This is a genomic window from Amycolatopsis sp. CA-230715 (assembly GCF_018736145.1).
Classification (GTDB): Bacteria; Actinomycetota; Actinomycetes; order Mycobacteriales; family Pseudonocardiaceae; genus Amycolatopsis.
Map to the genome: position 1 here is coordinate 2,033,007 of NZ_CP059997.1, position 22,056 is coordinate 2,055,062.

5 protein-coding genes are annotated in these 22,056 nt (G+C 71.7%); 2 read left to right on the forward strand and 3 right to left on the reverse strand.

Going from position 1 to position 22,056, the window contains the following annotated elements:
* Nucleotides 1–45 precede the first annotated feature (45 nt).
* Together HUW46_RS09655 and HUW46_RS09660 are read left to right on the forward strand one after the other, a co-directional pair.
* The gene (locus HUW46_RS09655) at nt 46–1,284 is read left to right on the forward strand and encodes a sensor histidine kinase (RefSeq protein ID WP_215546974.1); all 1,239 of its coding nucleotides are present in this window, start codon (nt 46–48) and stop codon (nt 1,282–1,284) included.
* Entirely contained in the window at nt 1,281–1,949 is a 669-nt protein-coding gene (locus HUW46_RS09660; RefSeq protein ID WP_215546975.1) for a response regulator, read from the forward strand. The genes HUW46_RS09655 and HUW46_RS09660 overlap by 4 nt, the downstream gene beginning before the upstream one ends.
* A 19-nt stretch (nt 1,950–1,968) precedes the next feature.
* Here the strand turns inward: HUW46_RS09660 and HUW46_RS09665 are convergent, their stop codons facing one another.
* From HUW46_RS09665 to HUW46_RS48240, 3 genes are all read right to left on the reverse strand, one after another.
* Nucleotides 1,969–3,234: a cytochrome P450 gene (locus HUW46_RS09665; protein ID WP_215546976.1), complete on the reverse strand. Its 1,266-nt coding sequence runs from the start codon at nt 3,232–3,234 to the stop codon at nt 1,969–1,971.
* 19 nt (nt 3,235–3,253) lie between these two features.
* Complete coding sequence (locus HUW46_RS09670) at nt 3,254–4,198, reverse strand: ACP S-malonyltransferase (protein ID WP_254125999.1); 945 nt, start codon at nt 4,196–4,198, stop codon at nt 3,254–3,256.
* 84 nt (nt 4,199–4,282) lie between these two features.
* Nucleotides 4,283–22,015: a type I polyketide synthase gene (locus HUW46_RS48240; protein ID WP_254126001.1), complete on the reverse strand. Its 17,733-nt coding sequence runs from the start codon at nt 22,013–22,015 to the stop codon at nt 4,283–4,285.
* Between the last annotated feature and the right edge of the window lie 41 nt (nt 22,016–22,056).

Sequence of the window (22,056 nt, forward strand, 5' to 3'; positions counted from 1 at the left end):
AGGGGGTATCGGGTGCCGGGCCGCCTCCGGCGCTACGCTGAGCCGGTGGCGGCGGGAAAGCGGCGGTTCAGCCTGGATGCGGGGTGGCTCGTCCCGGTACCGGACGCACCCGGCGAGGGCGGCCGGCACGCCCGCCGCACCGCGCTGGACTGGCTCGGGGACGTCACCACGTTCGTGGTTTCGGTCCTGTTCGGACTGGCCCTGCTGGTCGTCGCGGTCAGGGTCGGCGGGGTCCAGCTCAGCGGGCCGCTGTTCTACTCCGATCTCGTCGTCGGCGGGGTGGCCTGCCTTTCGCTGTTCCTGCGGCGCCGGTGGCCGCTGTGGGTCGCGGTGGCCACGGCGACCGCGACCACCGTGTCGACCGTGGCGGTGGCGCCCGCGCTGATCGCGGTGTTCACCGTCGCCGGTGTCGCCCCCGCCGGGATCGCGCTCGCGGTGGCCGCGCTCAACGCGGCGGGCACCACCATCTACTACGTCCTGCTTCCCGGTCTGTCGAAGTATTGGGACGGGGTCGTGCCCGCGCTCGGTCTGCTGCTGGCGGCGCTGGCGTGGGGCATGATGGTCCGCGCCCGGCGCCAGCTGATCGTCTCGCTGCGCCAGCGCGCCGAACGCGCCGAAGCCGAACAGCGGTTGCTCGCCGACCAGGCGCGGCAGGCCGAGCGGTCCCGGATCGCCCGCGAAATGCACGACGTGCTGGCGCACCGCGTCTCGCTGATCGCGTTGCACGCGGGCGGCCTCGAGATCCGGTCCGATCTGCCGCCGGAGCAGGTCCGCACCACCGCCGCGCTGATCAGGACGAGCGCGCGGCAGACCCTGGTGGAACTGGGCGACGTGATCGGCGTGCTCCGGGTAGCGCAGGGCGCCGAGGCGCCGCTGAGCAAGCAGCGCACGCTCTCCGACATCCCGACCCTGGTCGAGGAGTCGACCGCGGCTGGCGCGGACGTCGACCTGACCTTCGAGGTCGAGCGGGCCGACGAAGCGCCGGGCCAGCTGGCCCGCGCCGCCTACCGTGCGGTGCAGGAGTCGCTGACCAACGTCACCAAGCACGCCCCCGGCGCCCCCGCCGCGGTGTCGGTGACCGGGGGCCCCGGCACCGGGCTGCGGGTGACCGTGCGCAACCCGCTGCGGCCGGGCGAGCCCGGCGACACCCCGGCCCTGCCTGGCTCTGGCACCGGGCTCGTCGGTCTCGCCGAGCGCGTCAGCCTGGTCGGCGGCACCCTGTCACATGGACAAACGCCGAATGGAGAGTTCCTGGTGGACGCGCGACTGGAGTGGTCGGAATGAGCACGCGGAAGGGACCGATCCGGGTGCTGCTCGTCGACGACGACGCGCTGGTGCGCACCGGGCTGCGGACGATCCTGTCCTCCGGCGACGACATCGAGGTGGTCGGCGAAGCCTCGGACGGCTCGGAGGCGGTGGGTGCGGCGACGCGCTACCGCGCCGACGTGGTGCTGATCGACATCAGGATGCCCGACATGGACGGCATCACCGCGACCGGGAAGCTGCGCGAGCTGCCCGACCCGCCGCACGTGCTGGTGCTGACCACGTTCCGGGTGGACTCCTACGTCTTCGGCGCGCTGAAGGCCGGTGCGAGCGGGTTCCTGCTCAAGGACACCCCGCCGCTGGAGATCGTCCAGGCGGTGCGGTCGGTGTCCGCCGGTGACGCGATGCTCTCCCCCGCCGTGACCCGCACGCTCATCCAGCACTTCACCGAAACCGAAACCCGCGACGAGCGGCAAGTCGCCGAAAGCGCGCTTAAAGAGCTGAGCGCGCGCGAACGCGAAGTGGCGATCGAAATCGGCAGGGGCCTGTCCAACGCCGAGATCGCGGGCAAGCTGTACATGAGCGAAGCGACCGTGAAAGCGCACGTCTCCCGGCTGCTGACCAAGCTGAACGTCAACAACCGCGTGCAGATCGCGATCCTGGTGCACGGGGTGCAGCCGAGCTGAAGCCGACGCGGAAACCGTTCTACCGCAACGAAACCGGCAGCTCCCGCCACCCGTTCACCACGGCGGAAGACCGCCGACGCGGAGCAGCGGTAATCCGCAACCCAGGCGCCCGTTCCGCCAGTACACGCAGCGCCACATCGCCTTCCATCCTCGCCAGCGGGGCGCCGATGCAGAAGTGGCTTCCGCCGGAGAAGGCGAGGTGGTCCGGTTCGCCCTCGCGGACGATGTCGAATTCGGCCGGGTCGCGGTAGACCTCGGGATCGCGGTTCGCGGCGGCGAGCAGCACGGTGAGGGGTTCGCCCGCCTTGACCGGCTGGCCGGCGAATTCGGTGTCCTCGTGCGGGACCCTGGTGGAGGCCACGGTCGGCGGGTCCCAGCGGAGTCCTTCCTCGATCGCCTTGGGCGCGAGGCCGGGGTCCTGCTTGAGCCGGTCCCACTGCTCGGGGTGGCGCAGCAGCGCCGAAACCGTGTTGCCGATCATGTGCACGGTGGTCTCGAACCCGGTGACCGCGAGCACGGTGCACAGGCTCAGCAACTCCTCGTGGGTGAGCACGCCGTCGTCGTATGCCTTGCCGAGCGAGCTGACCAGATCCTCGGACGGCTTGGTGCGGCGCGCTTCGATCATGGCGTCGAACAGGCCGTGGTAGGCGTCGATCGCCTTGCGGACCTGGCGCGCCAGCGGCAGCGAGGTCACGCCGTCGATGAGCTCGCCGATGACCATGCCGTGCTCGCGGAAGTAGTCGTGGTCCCCCGCGTCGACGCCGAGCATCTGCCCGATCACCGCGACCGGCAGCGGCGCGCCGAAATCGTGCACGAGGTCGAAGGCGCCGGTCGTCTCCACCTTGTCGATCAACTGGTGGCACAGCTTTTCCACGGTGGCGCGGTACTCCGCGATGCGGCGCGGGGTGAACGCGGGCGCGGCCAGCTTGCGCAGCCGGGTGTGGTCCGGCGCGTCCTTGGTCAGGAACGAGCTGTCCCAGCCGATCTTGAGGTTGACCTTCTGGCCGTTCGGCTTGCCGTCGAGCCCGCTCATCTTGAGCGTGCGGTCGCGCAGGATCTCGGTGCCGAGCGGGTGGCTCGTGGTGATCCAGCTCTTCGTCGCCTTGCTGTTGAACAGCGGGCCCTCGGCGCGGATCCGGTCGTAGTACGGGATGCGGTCGGCCTGGCCGTCGCCGAGGAGTAGCTGGACGAACGGGTCCTTGACCCGGCGCACCAGTGCGCGCTGGAGCTTGAGCGAAGCGCCGAACCACAGGTCGCCGCCCTTGCTACCGGTCACAGTGGACATCGTCACTCCGTCTCGTCGGTCAGGTTCCCGCCACGGCGAGGAGCCGCCCCGGCTTGGCCCGCAGTGCGCTCTTCGGGGTCACCGCGACGGTCTTGAACGCCTTGCCCATGCCGCGGAGCCTGGCGAACAGGTTCTCCGGTCCCGGCACGTACACGGTGCCGATCCCGTTGTCCCGCAACGATTCCAGCACCGCGTCCCAGCGGATCGGCCGGACCACGCCGCCGAGGACGAGATCGCGGACGCCCGCCGCGTCACCGAGCACCGAACCGTCCTGATCGGACACGATCGGCAGCGCGGGGTCGGCGAACGTCAGCTCGCCGACGACCTCGGCTTCGATCCGCTCCCGCAACCCGGTGAACACGCTCGCGTGCACCGGCGGCCACATCGTGTACAGCGAATAGCCGCCCGCGTCCCTGATCCGGTCCTTGAGCCCGTCGAGATCGTTGCGCCGCAACGAAATCATGTAGAAACCGTCGTCGAGCTGCGCGGAAACCTCGTGCCACGCCCCGAGTTCCGCGAGCATCCCGTCGAGCTTCTCCCGCGGGGTGCGCGTGAACGAGTGCGTCACGACATCGGTGTGTTCGGTGGCGAAGTACTCGTCCTCGATCCTGGCCACGCCGACCGCGAGCCTGATCGAGTCCGCAAAGGACAGTGCGTCGGTGTACGCGGCCGCCGCCTGCTGACCGAAGCTGGCGCCGACGCACAGCGAGGGCGTCATCCCGAGCCGTTCGGCGGCGAGATCGGCCAGTGCGAGCGAGTTCACCAGGAACGCGACCCGTGCGGCTTCGGTGTAGTCCTGTTCGGACTCACGCAGCCTCGCGAGCACGGAGTAGCCGAGCACCTCGTCGGCCGCGGCCAGCCGCCGCCGCGCGAACGGGTTCAAGAGCATGAACCTGCCCACGTCGGTGAACGCGGATCCCGCCATCCCCGGGAAGACGACCGCGCTGGAGGGGGACTCCGCCACGCTACCCACCCCTCGTCGTTTCCGTACCGGGAACGGTATTGACCGGCACCGGCCCGGCACCACCCCTACCTCCCCCTACCCGGGTCACCCGAGCTTCGCCAGCCATGCCTTCATCGCCTCCGAGGTGGTGTCGACGAGTTCGCGCGACATCGTCCAGTGCGTGCCGGGGACGTCGACCACGTCGTGCGGGTGGATCCAGTCCGCGCGCCAGTCGGTGTCCTCGGTCCATTCGATGCCGGGGTCCGAGGCCCGCACGAGCAGCGTCGGGCAGGCGGCCGGCTCGTCGGTGAACCAGTTGAGCTTGCAGTACCGGCCCATCGCGGTGAGCCAGGCGTCGCCCCAGATGTCCTCGTCGGACAGCTCCTGGACCTTCGCCTGCGACTCCACCACGTTGTGCAGGATCTGCGGGCCGATGTGCTCGACGATCGCCATGTTCGTGGCGTAGGTGTCGAGCAGGATGACCCCGGCCGGGTCCATGCCGACGCTTTCCATGTGGTGCGCGATCCGGTAGGCCGCGAGCCCGCCGGAGGAGTGCCCGGCGAGCACGAACGGCGCGCCGTCGGTGTACCGCTTGATGTTCTCCGCGTGCACCTTGAGGATCGCGTCCAGGTCTTCGGGAATCGGCTCCCCGCTGAGGAAACCGGGCTGGAAGACCGCGGCCACGTCGCGCTCGCCCCGGAACATCGTGGCGAGGCGGGCGTAGTCGTAGGGCCCCGACTTGCCGACGAACGCCGAGACGAAGATCAGCTTCGGCGTCCGCGGGCCGGTGCTGAGCTTGATCGGGCTCGGGATCCGGTCCAGCTCGCTCGGATCGGCGTAGCTGGGCCGGAAGTTCGACGCGGCGTTGAGCACGTCGATGAAGTCGTCGATCTGGCCCTCGGCCACAGCGTGCTCGAACATCGCGTTGAGCGTGTTGCTCCGTTCGACCTTCACCACCGCCTGCCGCGATCCGCCCCGCGCCGCGGCGGGTTCGGCGGCGGATCCGGTCAGCTCCTCGGCGAGGTGCCTGGCCAGCACGGCCGGTGCCGGGTGGTCGAAGACCAGGGTCGGCGGCAGGCGCAGCCCGGTCGCGGCGACCATCCGGTTGCGGAACTCGACGGAGGTCAGCGAGTCGAACCCGATTTCGAGGAACGGCTGGTCGGGGTCGACGCGCTCGGTGCCGCTGTGCCCGAGCACCGCGGCCACCTGGCTGCCGACCAGGTCGAGCAGGATGCCGAACACCTCGGCCGCGCTCGCGCCGGCGAGCCGCCGCGTCAGATCGGACGCGGTGGGCACCGGTGCGCCACCGGCCGCGGCGCGCCGGGACTGCGCGCGGACGAGGCCGCGCAGCACCGGCGGCAGCGAGGCCGCGTCGGCACCCCGCAGTCCGCTGGTGTCCAATGCGATCGGCACCACCAGCGGTTGGTCCATTGTGGACGCGAGGTCGAACAGGGCGAGGCCGTGCGGCGCCGACAGCGGGGTCACCCCGCCGCGGCTCATGCGCTTCAGATCGGCTTCGCCGAGTTCGCCGGTCATCCCGCCGCCGCTGGCCCACAGGCCCCACGCCAGCGACTGCCCCGCGAGCCCGTCGGCATGACGGCGCTGCGCCAACGCGTCCAGGAACGCGTTCGCCGCCGCATAGTTGCCTTGCCCCGGCGCACCGAACGTCGCCGCCGCCGAGGAATACACCGCGAACAACGCCAGATCCAGATCGCTGGTCAGTTCGTGCAGGTGCCAGGCGGCGTCGACCTTCGGCCGCAGCACCGATTCGAGGCGTTCCGGGGTCAGCGATGCCACCACGCCGTCGTCGAGGACACCGGCGGTGTGCACGACACCGGTCAGCGGGTGCTCGTCCGGAATCGCCGCCAGTGCCGACGCCAGTGCCTCGCGATCGGCGGCATCGCACGCCACCACCTCCGCGCTGGCACCCGATGCGGCCAGTTCCGCCACCAGCTCTTCGGCGCCCGGTGCCGCCGGGCCGCGACGACTGGTGAGCACCAGCCGCCGCACACCGTGCTCGGCCACCAGGTGCCGGGCGAGCACCGCGCCCAACGCACCGGTGCCGCCGGTGATCAGGACCGTGCCAGCCGGGTCCAGCGCCCGCGGCATCGCCAGTACGACCTTGCCGACGTGCTTGGCCTGGCTGATGAACCGGAACGCCTCCGGCGCCCGCCGCACATCCCAAGCCCGCACCGGCAACGGCTCCAGCACACCGGCTTCGAACAGCCCCACCACGGTGCGCAGCATCTCGCCGGTGCGCTCCTGGCCCGCTTCGGCGAGGTCGAACGACCGGTAGGTCACCCCGGGGCAGGCTTCGGCGAGCCACGCGGGATCGCGCAGATCGGCCTTGCCCATCTCGACGAACCGGCCGCCTTCGGCCAGCAGCCCGAGCGAGGCGTCCACGAACTCGCCCGCGAGCGAGTTCAGCACCACGTCGAACTTCCGCGTCCCGAACCGCTCCGCGAACTCCAGGTCTCGGGAGGAGGCGATGTGCTCGTCGTCGAGGCCCATCGCGCGCAGCGCATCCCACTTGGCCGGGCTCGCGGTCGCGAACACCTCGGCGCCGAAGTGCCGGGCGAGCTGCACCGCGGCCATCCCGACGCCGCCCGCGGCCGCGTGCACCAACACGGTCTGGCCGCTCGCGAGGGCACCCAGGTCCGCGAGGCCGTAATAGGCGGTCAGGAACACCGTCGGCAGCGAAGCGGCCCGTTCGAACGACCACGACGACAGCATCGGCGCCAGCGCGTGCCGGTCGGCAACGGTGACCGGGCCGAATGCGCCGCCCATCAGGCCGAACACCCGGTCGCCCGCGATCAGGTCGTCGACACCGGCGCCGACTTCCAGCACGACGCCCGCGCCTTCGGTGCCCATCGACGCCTCGCCGGGGTACATGCCGAGGGTGATCAGCACGTCCCGGAAGTTGACCCCGGCGGCACGGACCGCGACCCGGACTTCGTTCGGTGCCAACGGTTCCGGCTCGGCGGTGTCGGACACCAGCGCGAGGTTTTCCAGCGTGCCGCGGGCGGTGACGTCCAGCCGCCACGGTCCCCTCGGCGGGATCAGCGCGCCGCCGCCCGCCTTGGCGAGCCTCGGCGCGCGCACCGCGCCGTCGCGGATGGCGACCTGCGGCTCACCGCTGCCGACGGCCGAGGGCACGACCAGATCGACGACGTCGTCGCCCTCTTCGGCGTCCAGCAGCACGAACCGGTCGGGATTCTCCGACTGCGCCGACCGCAGCAGGCCCCACACCGGCGCGGCCGCGAGATCGCGCACCGCTTCACCCGGCGAGACCGCCACGGCGCCGCTGGTCGTGACCACCAGCCGGGACGCGGCGAACCGGTCGTCGGCGAGCCAGCCTTGCACGAGCGCGAGTGCCCGCGCGGTCAGCGAGCGCGCCGAAGCCGCAGTGTCTACATCGGACTCGCCGCGGAAGGAGGCGAAGACCACCTCGGGCACCGGTGCACCGGCGGCGACCGCTTCGCCCAGTGCGGCGAGATCGTCGTGGTACTCCACGAGGATGCCCTTGACGATCAGCTCGTGACCGATGCCGAAATCGTCGACGCCCACGATCGCCCAGTCGCCCGCGGCCGCCGGGGACGGCGGCAAGGTCGTCCAGTCCACTTCGAACAGTGCGTCGCGTTCGGACTGACCGGCCTCGGCCACTTCGGCCGCCGCGAGCGGGCGCAGCACGAGCGACTCCACCGAGCCGACCGGGGCGCCTTCGCCGTCGGCCACCTCGACCGCGACCCCGGATCCCGCCGGGGCCAGCCGGACGCGCAGCGCCGACGCGCCGGAAGCGTGCAGCGACACCCCGGTCCACGCGAAGGGCAGCCCGGCGCCCCGCACACCCGGCACCAGGTCACCGAAGGCGACCGCGTGCAGCGCCGCGTCCAGCAGCGCGGGGTGCAGCCCGAACCGGCCCGCCTGCTCCTGCTCGCTCGCGGGCAACGCGACTTCGGCGAACACCTCGTCGCCACGGCGCCACGCCGCGCGCAGCCCGCGGAAGACCGGGCCGTAGGAAAGCCCGGTGTCTGCCATACCGTCGTAGAGCCCGTCGACCTCGACCGGCTCGGCGCCCTCGGGCGGCCACACGGACAGGTCGAAGGCGGGCTCCTGCTCCGGCGCGGCCAGCAGGCCGATGGCGTGCCGCGTCCACGGTGCGCCTTCGTCGGCGTCTTCGGCCTGCGAGTAGACGGTCAGCGGGCGCGCGCCCGTAGCGTCCTCGGCACCGATCACGAGTTGCAGGCGCACGCCGGTGGTGCGCGGCATGACCAGCGGCGCCTGCAGGGTCAGTTCGACGAGCGCGCCGCAGCCGACCTGGTCGCCCGCGCTGATCGCCAGTTCGACGAAGGCCGTGCCGGGCAACAGGATCCGGTCGGCCACCACGTGGTCCGCCAGCCAGGGCTGGGTGGTGGTGGACAGCCGCCCGGTGAGCAGGAAACCGTCCACATCGGGCAGTGCGACCGCCGCGCCGAGCAGCGGGTGGTCCGCTGTGGACAGACCGGCCGCGGTGACGTCACCGGACCCGGTGAGGTGGTCGAGCCAGTAGCTCTGCCGCTGGAAGGCGTAGGTCGGCAGGTCGACCGCGGTGGCGCCGGTCCCGGCGAAGAAGGCCGCCCAGTTGACCGGGGCCCCGGTGGCGAACAGCCTCGCCAGCGCGTCCACCAGCGCGGGTGCCTCCGCGCGGTCGCGCCGCAGCGCGGGCACGAGCGCGGCCGGGGTACCGGAGAGGCAGGCGTGCGCCATCGCGGTCAGCACGCCGTCGGGGCCGAGCTCCAGGAACCTCGACACCCCTTGGTCTTCCAGGCAGCGCACGCCGTCGGCGAACCGGACCGCATGGCGGACGTGGCGCACCCAGTACTCGGGGTCGGTGACCTCCGCGACCGCACCGGTCACATTGGACACCAGCGGGATCTTCGGCGCCTGGAAGGAAAGTCCCTCCGCGACCTTCCGGAAGTCCGCCAGCATCGGCTCCATCCGCGGCGAATGGAACGCGTGGCTCACCTTGAGCCGCTTCGTCTTCCACGCCCAGTCCGCTTCGAACCGGGCGATCACGTCCTCGTCACCCGCGACCACGACCGAGGCGGGACCGTTGATCGCGGCGATCGAGACCTGTTCTTCCAGCCCTTCGAGCAGGGGCGCGATGTCGTTCTCAGTGGCCTGCACCGAAAGCATGGCACCACCGGTGGGCAGCGCCTGCATCAACCGGCCCCGCGCGGCAACCAGCGCCGCAGCGTCCTCAAGCGACAGAACCCCGGCTATGTGCGCCGCGGTCAGCTCACCGATCGAATGCCCCGTCACGAAGTCGGGACGCACCCCCCACGACTCGACCAACCGGTACAACGCCACTTCGAGTGCGAACAGGGAAGCTTGCGTGTACTGCGTCTGGTCGAGCAGCTCACCGTCTTCGGCGAACATCAACTCCTTGACCGGACGATCCAGGGACTTGTCCAGTTCCACACACACCGCATCCAGCGCGGCGGCGAAAACGGGGAACTCCCCATATAGCTGTTTGCCCATGCCCGCGCGCTGCGAACCCTGACCAGAGAACAGGATCGCGGACTTGCCCCGCGTCCCGGTCACGCCCCGCACCGCCCCGCTCTCGGCATCGCCTTCGGCGACCGCGCGCAGTGCGTCCCGCAGTTCCACGCGGTCGCGCCCGACCAGCACCGCGCGGTGCTCCAGGAGCGTGCGCGTGGTCAGGAGCGAGAAGGCGACATCGGCGGTGGTCGGTTCCGCGTTCTCGTCCAGCCACGCACCGAGCCGTTCGGCCTGCGCCCGCAACGCTTCCGGTCCCTTCGCCGACACGACGAACGGCACCACGGAAGGCGCACCCTCGGCGGGCTCCACGCGGGTTTCGGCCTGCGGCGGCGCTTCTTCCAGCACCGCGTGCGCGTTGGTGCCGCTCATGCCGAACGACGACACGGCGGCCCGGCGCGGATGTCCGTTCCTCGGCCACTCGACGTTCTCGGCCAGCAGCGAAATCGCCCCCGCCGACCAGTCGACCTGGTCGGTCGGCTCCGCCGCGTACAGCGTGCGCGGCAGGATCCCGTTCCGCAGTGCGAGGACCATCTTAATCACCCCGGCGACGCCCGCCGCCGACTGGGTGTGCGCGATGTTCGACTTCACCGAGCCGAGCAGGAGCGGGCGCTCGCGGTCCTGGCCGTAGGTCGCCAGCAGCGCCTGCGCTTCGATCGGGTCACCGAGCTTGGTGCCGGTGCCGTGCGCTTCCACGGCGTCCACTTCGGACGGTCGGAGGCGCGCGTTGGCCAGCGCCTGCCGGATGACGCGCTGCTGCGACGGCCCGTTCGGCGCGGTCAGCCCGTTGGAGGCGCCGTCGGAGTTGATCGCGCTGCCGCGCAGCACGGCTAGGACCCGGTGCCCGTTGCGCTGCGCGTCGGAAAGCCGTTCCACCAGGAGCATCCCGACGCCCTCGCCCCAGCCGGTGCCGTCCGCCCCGGCCGCGAACGCCTTGCAGCGCCCGTCGTGGGACATTCCGCCCTGCTTGTCGAACTCGGTGAAGATGCTCGGCCCGGTCATCACCGTGACCCCGCCCGCCAGCGCCAGCTCGCACTCGCCGTGGCGGAGCGCCTGCGCCGCCATGTGCAGTGCCACCAGCGACGAGGAGCACGCCGTGTCCACTGTGACCGTCGGGCCTTCGAACCCGAAGGTGTAGGCGACGCGTCCGGAAAGGACACTCGTCGCGGTGCCGGTGAGCAGGTAGCCCTCGACGCCCTCAGGCACGCGTCGCAGCCCGGTGCCGTAGCCGGAGCTGGCCGCGCCCGCGAACACGCCGGTCTTGCTGCCGCGCAGGGTCGCCGGGTCGACACCGGCCCGTTCGAACACCTCCCACGAGGCTTCCAGCAGCAGTCGCTGCTGGGGGTCCATCGCGAGCGCTTCGCGCGGGGAGATCCCGAACAGCGCGGGGTCGAACTCGTCCACGTCGGCGACGAAACCGCCGCGGAAGGGCGAATCCTCGCCGAGCGGCACGGACCAGCCGCGGTCCTTCGGCAGCCCGCCGATCGCGTCACCGCCGCCGACCACCAGGTCCCACAGCTGCTCGGGCGAGGTGATCCCGCCGGGGTACCGGCAGCTCATCGCGACGATGGCGATCGGCTCGTCGTCGGTGCTCGCCGACGCGGTCACCACGGTCTCCGCGGCGCCGCCGCTCAGCTCGGTCATCAGGTAACCGGTGAGCGCGGCCGGGGTCGGGTAGTCGAACACCACGGTGGCGGGCAGCCGCAACCCGGTCGCCTGGTTGAGCTGGTTGCGGAACTCGACCGCGGTCAGGGAGTCGAAGCCGAGTTCGGAGAAGGCCCGTTCCGGGTCGATGTCCTCCGGCCCGGCGTGCCCGAGCACGGCGGCCGCGTAGGAGCGGACCAGTTCGGAGAGCACGTCGTGCCGCTCGGTTTCGGCCAGTCCGCTCAGCCGGGTGCCCAATGCCGACGCCGCGGCCGCACCGGCGGCAGCGGCTCGGCGGACCGGCGCGCGCACCAGGCTCGACAGCAGTGGTGGCACGGTGTTCGCCCGCATCGCGGCGAGGTCGAGCCGCACCGGCAGCAGCACCGGTTCGTCCACTGTGGATGCTTTGTCGAACAGGGCGAGTCCGTGGTGCGCGGTGAGGGGCAGGACGCCGCCGCGGCTCATCCGCTGCAGATCGGCTTCGCCGAGTTCGCCGGTCATGCCGCCGTCGGTGGCCCACAAACCCCACGCCAGTGACTGCGCGGGCAGGCCCTGGCTGTGGCGGTGCTGGGCCAGCGCGTCCAGGAACGCGTTCGCCGCCGCGTAGTTTCCTTGCCCCGGCGCGCCGAAGGTGGCCGCGGCCGAGGAGTAGAGCACGAACATCGCCAAGTCCTGGGTCAGCTCGTGCAGGTTGATCGCCGCGTCCACCTTGGGCCGCAACACCTTCTCCAGTTTCTCCGGGGTGAGCGAATCGATCACCCCGTCATCCACCACACCCGCCGTGTGCACCACACCCGTCAACGGATGGTCTTCGGGGATCGCCGCCAACACCCCGGCCAGCGCGTCGCGATCAGCCGCATCGCAGGCAGCCAGCGTCACCGTCGCACCCAGGCTTTCCAGGTCCGCCACCAAGTCCGCGGCACCGGGAGCATTCATGCCACGGCGGGAGGTCAGCACCAGGTTCTTGACCCGGTGCTCGGTGACCAGGTGCCGAGCCAACAGCGCACCCAGCGCACCCGTACCGCCGGTCACCAGGACCGTGCCGTCCGGATCGAGCGCGGGCGGAATCGTCAGCACCACCTTGCCGACGTGCTTGGCCTGGCTGATGTGCCGGAACGCGTCCCCGGCTCGCCGCACATCCCAGGTCCGCACCGGCAACGCGGTGAGCGCGCCCTGCTCGAACAACCCGAGCAGCGCGGTCAGCATTTCCTGGATGCGCTCCGGCGCCGGATCACCCAAATCGAACGACCGGTACTGGACACCGTCGTAATCGGCAGCCATCTGCCCGGGATCGCGGACATCGGCCTTGCCGAGTTCCACGAACACCCCACCCGGGGCCATCAACCCCAGCGACGCGTCCGTCAACTCCCCGGTCAGCGAGTTGACCACCACGTCCACCGCCGGGAACTTCGTACCGAACCCGGCGTCACGCGACGACGCGATGTGCTCGTCATCGAGGCCCATCGACCGCAAGGTGTCCCACTTCGCCGGGGACGCGGTGGCGAACACTTCCGCACCCGCCTGCCGGGCGAGTTGGACGGCGGCCATGCCGACCCCGCCCGCGGCCGCGTGCACCAACACCTTCTGACCACTGTGGAGCCCAGCCAGATCGTGCAGACCGTAGTAGGCCGTCAGGAACACCGTCGGAGTGGAAGCGGCCTGCTCGAACGACCAACCCTCCGGAACCCTTGCCAGCAACCGAGAATCCGCGACCGCGACCGGCCCGAACGCGAGTTCCGTGATCCCCAGAACCCGATCTCCCGGCACCAGCCCGGTCACATCGCTGCCAGTTTCCAGCACCACACCCGCGGTCTCGCTGCCCATCGCCGCCGCACCCGGATACATCCCCAGCGCGATCAACACATCCCGGAAGTTCACCCCGGTCGCCCGCACCCCCACCCGCACCTCATGCGGCAACAACTCCCGCACCGACTCCGGCGACTCCACCAACACCAGGTTGTCCAACGTTCCGGGCGACGACACATCCAACCGCCACGGCACCTCACCCGACGGCGGCACCAGCGAACCCCCGCCCACCCGGGCCAACCTGGGCGCCCACACCGCACCATCGCGGATGGCCAACTCGGCCTCACCCGCGCCAGCCACCACACCCGCCAGCTCGGCCGAACCGTCGGTGTCGACCAGCACCAGCCGGTCCGGGTTCTCCGACCGCGCCGACCGCACCAGGCCCCACACCGCGGCACCCACCACATCGACGTCCGAACCACCCACCGGCACCGCACCCCGCGTCACCACCACCAACCGCGAACCACCACACCGCCCATCCGACAACCACGACCGCACCAACGACAACACATCCCCGACCACACCACGAACCTCCGAAGCGTCCACACCGGACGACGACGGAATTTCGGCGAGAACCAACTCCGGCACACCGTCCAAAGCAGACAGATCCCAGTCGGCACCGAGCACGACCGACGACGGCGCGGTGGTGCCGCCCTCCTGCGCGGCGAGCCGCGTCCAGTCCGGCTGGAACAGCGAGTCGCGGTCGCCCGGCGCGGCGGTGAGCTGCGCCGAGGCGGCGGACCTGATCACCAGCGAATCGACGGCGACCACCGGCGCACCGGCTTCGTCCGAAGCGGACACGGCGACGCCGCCCGCCGCCGAACGGGACAGCCGCACGCGCAGTGCGGTGGCGCCGATGGCGGCGAAGGACACACCGGTCCACGAGAACGGCATACCGCCGCCGCGGACGCCCTGCACCAGCTCGCCGAACGCGGCGGCGTGCAGCGCTGCGTCCAGCAGCGCCGGGTGCAGCCCGAAGCGGCCAGCCTCTTCGTGTTGTTCGGCTGGCAGCGCGACCTCGGCGAACACCTCGTCGCCACGGCGCCAGACCGCGCGCAGCCCGCGGAACACCGGGCCGTAGGCCAGTCCGGCATCCACCAGTCCCTCGTACAACCCGTCCAGCACAACGGGTTCGGCGCCCTCCGGCGGCCACACCTCGTCCGCGGCGGGGGCGTGCGGCGTGACGGGATCGGTCACCATGACCCCGGCAGCGTGCCGCGTCCACGGCTGGTCTTCGGCGACGCCGTCCGGCCGGGAGTGCACGGTCAGCGGCCGCCGACCGGTTTCGTCGGGCGCGCCGACCACGACCTGCACCGCGGCCCCGCCGCGTTCCGGCAGGACCAGCGGGGCCTGCAGCGTCAGCTCCTCGACGCGCTCGCAGCCGACCTGGTAGCCCGCGCGGGTCGCGAGTTCGACGAACGCGGTGCCCGGCACCACGATCGTGCCGAACACCCGGTGCTCGGCTAGCCACGGCAGGGTCTGCACCGAAAGCCTGCCGGTGAACAGGAATCCGTCGGCGTCGGCGAGCGCCACCGCCGCGCCGAGCAGCGGGTGGTCGGCGGAGCCGAGACCGAGCGAAGAAATGTCCCCCACCGCGTCACTGCCGGAAAGCCAGTACCGCTGGCGCTGGAAGGCGTAGGTCGGCAGCGCGATCCGCCGGCCGCCGGACCCGGCGAAGAAGGTGGCCCAGTCGATCGGCAGGCCCTGGACGTGCAGCCGGGCGAGCGCGGTGGTCACCGAGTGCAGTTCGTCGCGGTCCCGGCGCAGCGCGGGCACCACGACGGCGTCACCGGCGAGGCTGTCCTGCGCCATCGACGTGAGCACGCCGTCGGGGCCCAGTTCCAGGAACGTCGTCACGCCCTGCTCTTCGAGGTGGCGCACGCCGTCGGCGAACCGCACCGCCTCGCGTACGTGGCGCACCCAGTACTCGGGCTCGGTGACGTCCGCGACCGCACCGGACACATTGGACACCACGGGGATCTTCGGTGCCTGGAAGGAAAGCCCTTCGGCGACCCGCCGGAACTCGGCGAGCATCGGGTCCATCCGCGGCGAGTGGAAGGCGTGGCTCACCCGCAGCCGCTTGGTCTTCCAGACCAGTTCGGACTCCAGCTCGGCGAGGAAGTCCTCGTCACCGGCGATCACGATCGACGAGGGCCCGTTGACCGCCGCGATCGAGACCCGGTTTTCGTGCCCTTCGAGCAGGGGCGCGATGTCGTTCTCAGTGGCCTGCACCGAAAGCATGGCGCCACCGGTGGGCAGTGCCTGCATCAACCGGCCCCGCGCGGCAACCAGCGCCGCAGCGTCCTCAAGCGACAGAACCCCAGCCACATGCGCCGCGGTCAACTCACCGATCGAATGCCCGGTCACGAAATCCGGGCGCACACCCCACGACTCGACAAGTCGATAAAGCGCGACCTCGATGGCGAACAGCGAGGCCTGCGTGTACACCGTCTGGTCCAGCAGCGCGGCGTCCTCGGAGTCCGGCTCCGCGAACATCAACTCCTTGACCGGGCGGTCCACATGCGCGTCGAGCCGCGCGCACACGTCGTCCAGCGCGTCGGCGAAGACCGGGAACCGCTCGTAGAGATCGGAGCCCATCCGCACGCGCTGGGAACCCTGGCCGGAGAACAGCACTGCGGTGAGCCCCTCGGTGCGCACCGCCCCGGTGATCACCCCCGCGGCGGGCCGGTCCTCAGCCAGCGCCGCGGTGCCCGCGCGGAAGTCCTGGCCGTTCTCAGCGATGACGACCGCGCGGTGGTCGAGTGCGGTCCTGGTGGTCGCCAGCGAGTACGCCAGGTCGACCAGCCGTTGATCGTCCACATGGGACAGCAATCGGTCCGCCTGCGCGCGCAGCGCCTCCTTCGTCTTGCCCGACAGCACGAGCGGGAGCACCCCGCGCTCGTCACCCGGCTCCACGGCCGCCGAAGGTTCCTCGGCGGGAAGTTCCAGGATCACGTGGGCGTTGGTCCCGCTCACGCCGAACGCCGAAACACCGGCACGGCGCGGGGCACCGGTTTCCGGCCACGCGGTGTTCTCGTCCAGCAGGGAAACCTCGCCCGCGGACCAGTCTACGAGCGACGAGGGCTGGTCGACGTGCAGTGTCTTCGGCAGCACGCCGTGCCGCATCGACTGCACCATCTTGATCACCCCGGCCACTCCGGAGGCGGCCTGGGTGTGCCCGATGTTGGACTTCAGCGCGCCGAGCCACAAGGTACGGTCGCGGTCGCGGCCGTAGGTGGCTTGCAGCGCCTGCGCCTCGATCGGGTCACCGAGCACCGTGCCCGTGCCGTGCGCTTCCACAGCGTCCACATCGGACGGTTCGAGCCGGGCGTTGACAAGGGCCTGCCGGATCACTCGCTGCTGCGACGGACCGTTCGGCGCGGTCAGGCCATTCGACGCGCCGTCCTGGTTGATCGCCGAACCCCGTACCACGGCCAGCACGTCGTGGCCGTTGCGGCGGGCGTCGGAGAGCCGTTCGACGACGAGCACGCCGACGCCTTCGCCCCACCCGGTGCCGTCGGCGGCTTCGGCGAACGCCTTGCACCGGCCGTCGGAAGCGAGTCCGCCCTGCTTGTCGAACTCGGTGAAGGCGGTGGAGGTGTACATGACGGCGACGCCGCCCGCCAGCGCCAGCGAACATTCGTGCTGGCGCAGTGCCTGCACGGCGAGGTGCAGCGCGACCATGGACGACGAGCACGCGGTGTCCACGGTGAGCGCCGGGCCTTCGAGGCCGAGCGTGTAGGCGACGCGGCCGGACACCACGCTCGTGGTGGTGCCGGTCAGCATGTAGCCCTCGACGCCTTCGGGGAGTTTGCCCGCGCCGACGCCGTACCCGGCGTGCGACGCACCCGCGAACACGCCCGTATCGGAGCCGCGCAGCGTGCCGGGCTCGATCCCGGCCCGTTCGAGCGCTTCCCACGTGCCTTCGAGCAGGAGCCGTTGCTGCGGGTCCATCGCCAGGGCTTCGCGCGGGGAGATTCCGAAGAACCCGGCGTCGAACTCGGTGGCGTCGTGGACGAATCCGCCGACCGGTTCGTACTTCGCCTTGCCGTCTTCGCCTGCCTCGAACAGGTAGTCGATGTCCCAGCCGCGGTCGGTCGGCAGCGCGGAAACGGCGTCGGTCTGGGATTCGACGAGCCGCCACAGGTCCTCCGGACCGCGCACGCCACCCGGCAGGCGGCAGCTCATGCCCACGATCGCGATCGGCTCGTCGGTGGCGACGGCGGCCGGTACCACGGCGCTCGTCTCGGCCCCGCCGCCGAGGACCGCGGAACGCAGGTACTCGGCGAGCACGACCGGGCTCGGGTAGTCGAACACCAGTGTCGTGGGCAGCCGGAGCCCGGTCGCGGCGCCCAGCCGGTTGCGCACCTCGACCGCGGTCAGCGAGTCGAAGCCCATGTCGCGGAACGCCCTGGTCCGCTCGATGTCCTCGGCGGATGCGTAGCCCAGTACCGCGGCGGCTTCCGCGCGCACCAGGTCGACCAGCACCCGGTCACGTTCCACTTCGGACAGTCCTGCCAAGCGCCCGGCGAGTTCCGTACCCGCCTGACCGCCGGGCTCCTCGCTGGCCAGTGCCGCGCGCACCTCGGGGATTTCGTCGAGCAGCGGGCGCGGGCGCGCGGCGGTGAAGCCCGGCGCGAACCGCGTCCAGTCCACATCGGCCACCGCGACGAAGGTCTCGTCCCGGCACAACGCCTGGACCAGTGCCGACAGCGCGAGTTCCGGGTCCATCGGCACGACGCCGCGGCGGCGGAGCGCCTCACCGCTGTCCGCGTTCGCGGTGACCATGCCGCCGTCCGCCCAGGCGCCCCAAGCGATCGAGGTCGCCGTGACCCCGCGGGCACGCCTCGCTTCGGCGAGCCCGTCGAGGTAGGCGTTCGCCGCGCAGTAGGCCGCCTGGCCACCGCTGCCCCAGACTCCGGCGTTCGAGGAGAACAGCACGAACGCGTCCAGCTCGGTGTCGCCGAGCAGCTCGTCGAGGTTGCGCGCGCCGCCGACCTTCGCGGCGAGTTCGTCGGCGAACGCGGACAGCTCGATCTCGTCGAACGGCTGGTAACGGCCGATCCCGGCGGCGTGCACGACGGTGGTCAGCGGCTTGTCCGCGGGGATCGCGGCGAGCGCGCGGGCCAGCGCGTCGCGGTCGGCCACGTCGCAGGCGCGAATGTCCACCGTCGCCCCGAGCGCGACCAATTCGGCCTCCAGCTCGGCGGCGCCCTCGGCGTCCCGGCCACGGCGGGAGGTCAGCACGAGGTGCTCGGTTCCGTGCCCCGCAAGGTACTTGGCGACCCTGGCGCCCAGTCCGCCGGTGCCGCCGGTGATCAGCGCGGTGCTCCTCGGTGCCCACTCGCGCGCGGCAGGGGCTTCGCCGACCCGATCACGTACGAGCCGTCGCGCGAACACCCCGGAGTCGCGGACGGCAAGCTGGTCCTCGTCGCCGATTCCGGCCAGCGCCGCGGCGATCCTCCCCCGCGCGCGCTCGTCGAGCCGTTCGGGCAGGTCCAGCAGGCCACCCCAGCGGTTCGGGTGTTCCAGGCCGAGCACCCGGCCCATCCCCCACACCTGCGACGCGAGCGGGTCGGCGATGCGGTCGGCGGCGCCGACCGCGACCGCGCCCCTCGTCACCGTCCACAAGGGAGCTTCGATGCCGGCCGCGGCGAGTGCCTGCGCCAGCGCGACGATGCCCGCGACACCGGCGGGCAGCACCGGGAACTCCTCGTGCGGCCGGACATCGGTGCCCAGCAACGAAATCACGCCCGCGAACGTGCCGCCAGGCAAGTTCTCGGTGACGTCGACGCGGATCGGCTGCCCGCCGTGCTCCCGCACGGCTTCCGCCACGCCGTCGGCCAAGGCGTCTTCCCCGGCGGGCGCCACGATCAGCCAGTCGCCGTCGCAGCGCGCCGATCCGCTCGCGGCGGGAACCGGGCGCCACACCACCTTGTACCGCCAGTCGTCCACAGTGGACGTCGCGCGGCGCTGCCGCCGCCATGCCGCCATCGCGGGCAGCAGCGCGCCGAGCGACTCGGCGCCACCGGACACCCCGAGCGCCTCGGCGAGCCAAGCGGAGTCCTCTTGCTCGACCGCTGCCCAGAAACGGGCCTCTACCGGGTCGTGCCCGGTGTGGGTGGCGACGGTGTCTTCGGCGGCGTCGGCGCCGAGCCAGAAGCGCTGGCGCTGGAAGGCGTACGTCGGCAACTCGACCCGGCGCGCCCCCTCGGGGAACACCGTGTCCCAGCTGACCGCGAGGCCCCGCGCGTAGCCCTCGCCGAGCGAGGTGAGGAACCGGTCGAGCCCGCCTTCGTCGCGGCGCAGGGTCCCGATCGCGGTCCCGCCCGCCTCCAGGGCGTCGAGGGTTTCCTGGATCCCGACGGTGGTCACCGGGTGGGCGCTGGACTCGACGAAGAACCCGTAACCCTGCCCGGCCAGCGCACGCGTGGCCTGCTCGAACTTCACGGTGTGACGCAGGTTTTCGAACCAGTAGCCCGCGTCGAGACCGCTGGTGTCCTGCCAGTCCCCGGTCAGGGTGGAGAAGAACGCGATCTCCCCGCCGCGCGGCCGGATCGGTGCCAGATCGCGGCGCAGGCGGTCCCGGATGGACTCCACCTGCGGGGTGTGCGACGCGTAGTCCACCGCGATCTTGCGCGCCCTGACCTCTTCGCCCTCGCATTCGGCCAGGATCTCCGCGAGCGCGTCCGGCTCACCGGCGACCACAGTGGACCGAGGGCCGTTCAGCGCGGCTACCGCGACGCGGTCACCGAAACGCGCGATCCGCTCGGTCACGGCGGCCTCGGGCTCGGCGATCGACACCATGCCGCCCTTACCGGCCAGCTCGTCCCGGATCGCTTGGCTCCGCAGCGCGACGACGCGGGCACCGTCCTCAAGGGACAGTGCGTCCGCGACCACCGCCGCGGCGATCTCGCCCTGCGAGTGCCCCAGCACCGCGGCGGGCTCCACGCCGTAGGAACGCCACACCGCCGCCAGCGACACCATGACCGCCCACAGCGCGGGCTGCACCACGTCGACGCGTTCGAGCGCGGCCTCGTCGCCGAGCACGCCGGTCAGCTTCCAGTCCACAAAGGACGACAGAGCGCGCTCGCATTCGGCGATCCGCGCGGCGAACACCTCGCTGGTGGCCAGCAGGTCCACGGCCATGCCGGTCCACTGCGAACCCTGGCCGGGGAAGACGAACACGATCTTGCCGCCCGGTTCGGCCACCCCGGTGACCACGCCCGCCGCCGACGTCCCCTCGGCGAGCAGGTCGAGCTTGCGCAGGAACTCGTCGCGGTCCTCGCCGACCACGACGGCGCGGTGCTCCAGCGCCGCGCGCGTGGTGGCGAGCGAGAATCCGATGTCGGCGGGCGAGATCGCGTCGGCACCGGTCGCGAACGCGTGCAGCCGCCTCGCCTGCGCGCGCAGCGCGGCGGCGGACTTGGCCGAGAGCACCCACGGCAGCGCGCCGGTGACCGACTCGCGCTCCGCCTCCTCGGTCTCGGGTGCCTGCTCCAGGATCGTGTGCGCGTTCGTGCCGCTGACGCCGAACGCCGAAACCCCGGCACGGCGCGGCTGGTCCCGCTTCGGCCACGGCACGTTCTCGGTCAGCAGCGACACCGCACCGGCCGACCAGTCCACATGCGACGTCGGGCGGTCCACGTGCAACGACTGGGGCAGCACGCCGTTCCGCAGCGCCATCACCATCTTGATCACCCCGGCCGCACCGGCGGCGCCCTGGGTGTGCCCGATGTTCGACTTCACCGAACCGAGCAGGAGCGGGCGGTCCTCCGGCCTGCTCGCGCCGTAGGTCGCCAGCAGTGCCTGCGCCTCGATCGGGTCGCCAAGGGTGGTGCCGGTGCCGTGCGCCTCCACGGCGTCGATCTGCTCGGGCAGCACACGCGCGTTGGCGAGCGCCTGCCGGATGACCCGGCGCTGCGACGGCCCGTTCGGCGCGGTCAGCCCGTTGGACGCGCCGTCGGAGTTGACCGCCGACCCGCGCACCACCGCCAGCACGCGGTGCCCGTTCTTCTGCGCGTCGGCGAGCCGCTCGACGAGCAGCAGGCCGAAGCCCTCGCCCCAGGACGTGCCGTCCGCGGCGTCCGCGAACGGCTTGCACCGCCCGTCGCCCGCGATCCCGCCGAGGCTGGTGATCTCGGAGAACACGCCGGGCGTGGTCATCACGGTGACCCCGCCCGCCAGCGCGAGCGAGCATTCGCCCTGCCGCAGCGCCTGCGCGGCCAGGTGCAGCGCCACCAGCGCGGACGAGCACGCGGTGTCGACGGTGATCGCGGGGCCTTCGAGGCCGAGGGTGTAGGCGACCCTGCCGGACACCACGCTGCTGGTCGTCCCGGTCATCAGGTAGCCGGCGACCTCCTCGGGCAGCTCGCGGGCGCCGCTGGGGTAACCGGACGACGCGGCGCCGACGAAAACCCCGGTCGCGCTGCCTCGCAACGACTCCGGGTCGATCCCGGCGCGTTCGAGCGCCTCCCAGGCACCTTCGAGCACGAGGCGCTGCTGCGGGTCCATCGCGATCGCCTCGCGCGGCGAGACCTTGAAGAACCCGGCGTCGAACTCGCCCGCTTCGTGGACGAACCCGCCTTCCCTGACGTAGCCCTCGTTGCCGCCGGTGGCCCACCCGCGGTCCTCGGGGAACGCGGAAATCGCGTCCGTGCCGGAGGAAACGAGCCGCCACAGGTCCTCCGGCGAGGCGACGCCACCGGCGAACCGGCAGCTCATCCCGACGATAGCGATCGGCTCCTGCGTCCCCGCCTCGCTCTCCAGCTTCTGCAGGCGCTGGCGGGTCTCGTGCAAATCGGCGGTGACCCGCTTCAGGTAGTCGAAGAGCTTGTCCTGGTCAGGCATGGGGTCCCCACTTGTCGATCCGGTCATCTTCTCTTGCCAGC

Coding starts and splice junctions, on each gene's coding strand:
- HUW46_RS48240 (WP_254126001.1), bottom strand. CDS start 22,015: ATGCCTGACCAGGACAAGCTCTTCGACTACCTGAAGCGGGTCACCGCC.
- HUW46_RS09665 (WP_215546976.1), bottom strand. CDS start 3,234: ATGTCCACTGTGACCGGTAGCAAGGGCGGCGACCTGTGGTTCGGCGCT.
- HUW46_RS09660 (WP_215546975.1), top strand. CDS start 1,281: ATGAGCACGCGGAAGGGACCGATCCGGGTGCTGCTCGTCGACGACGAC.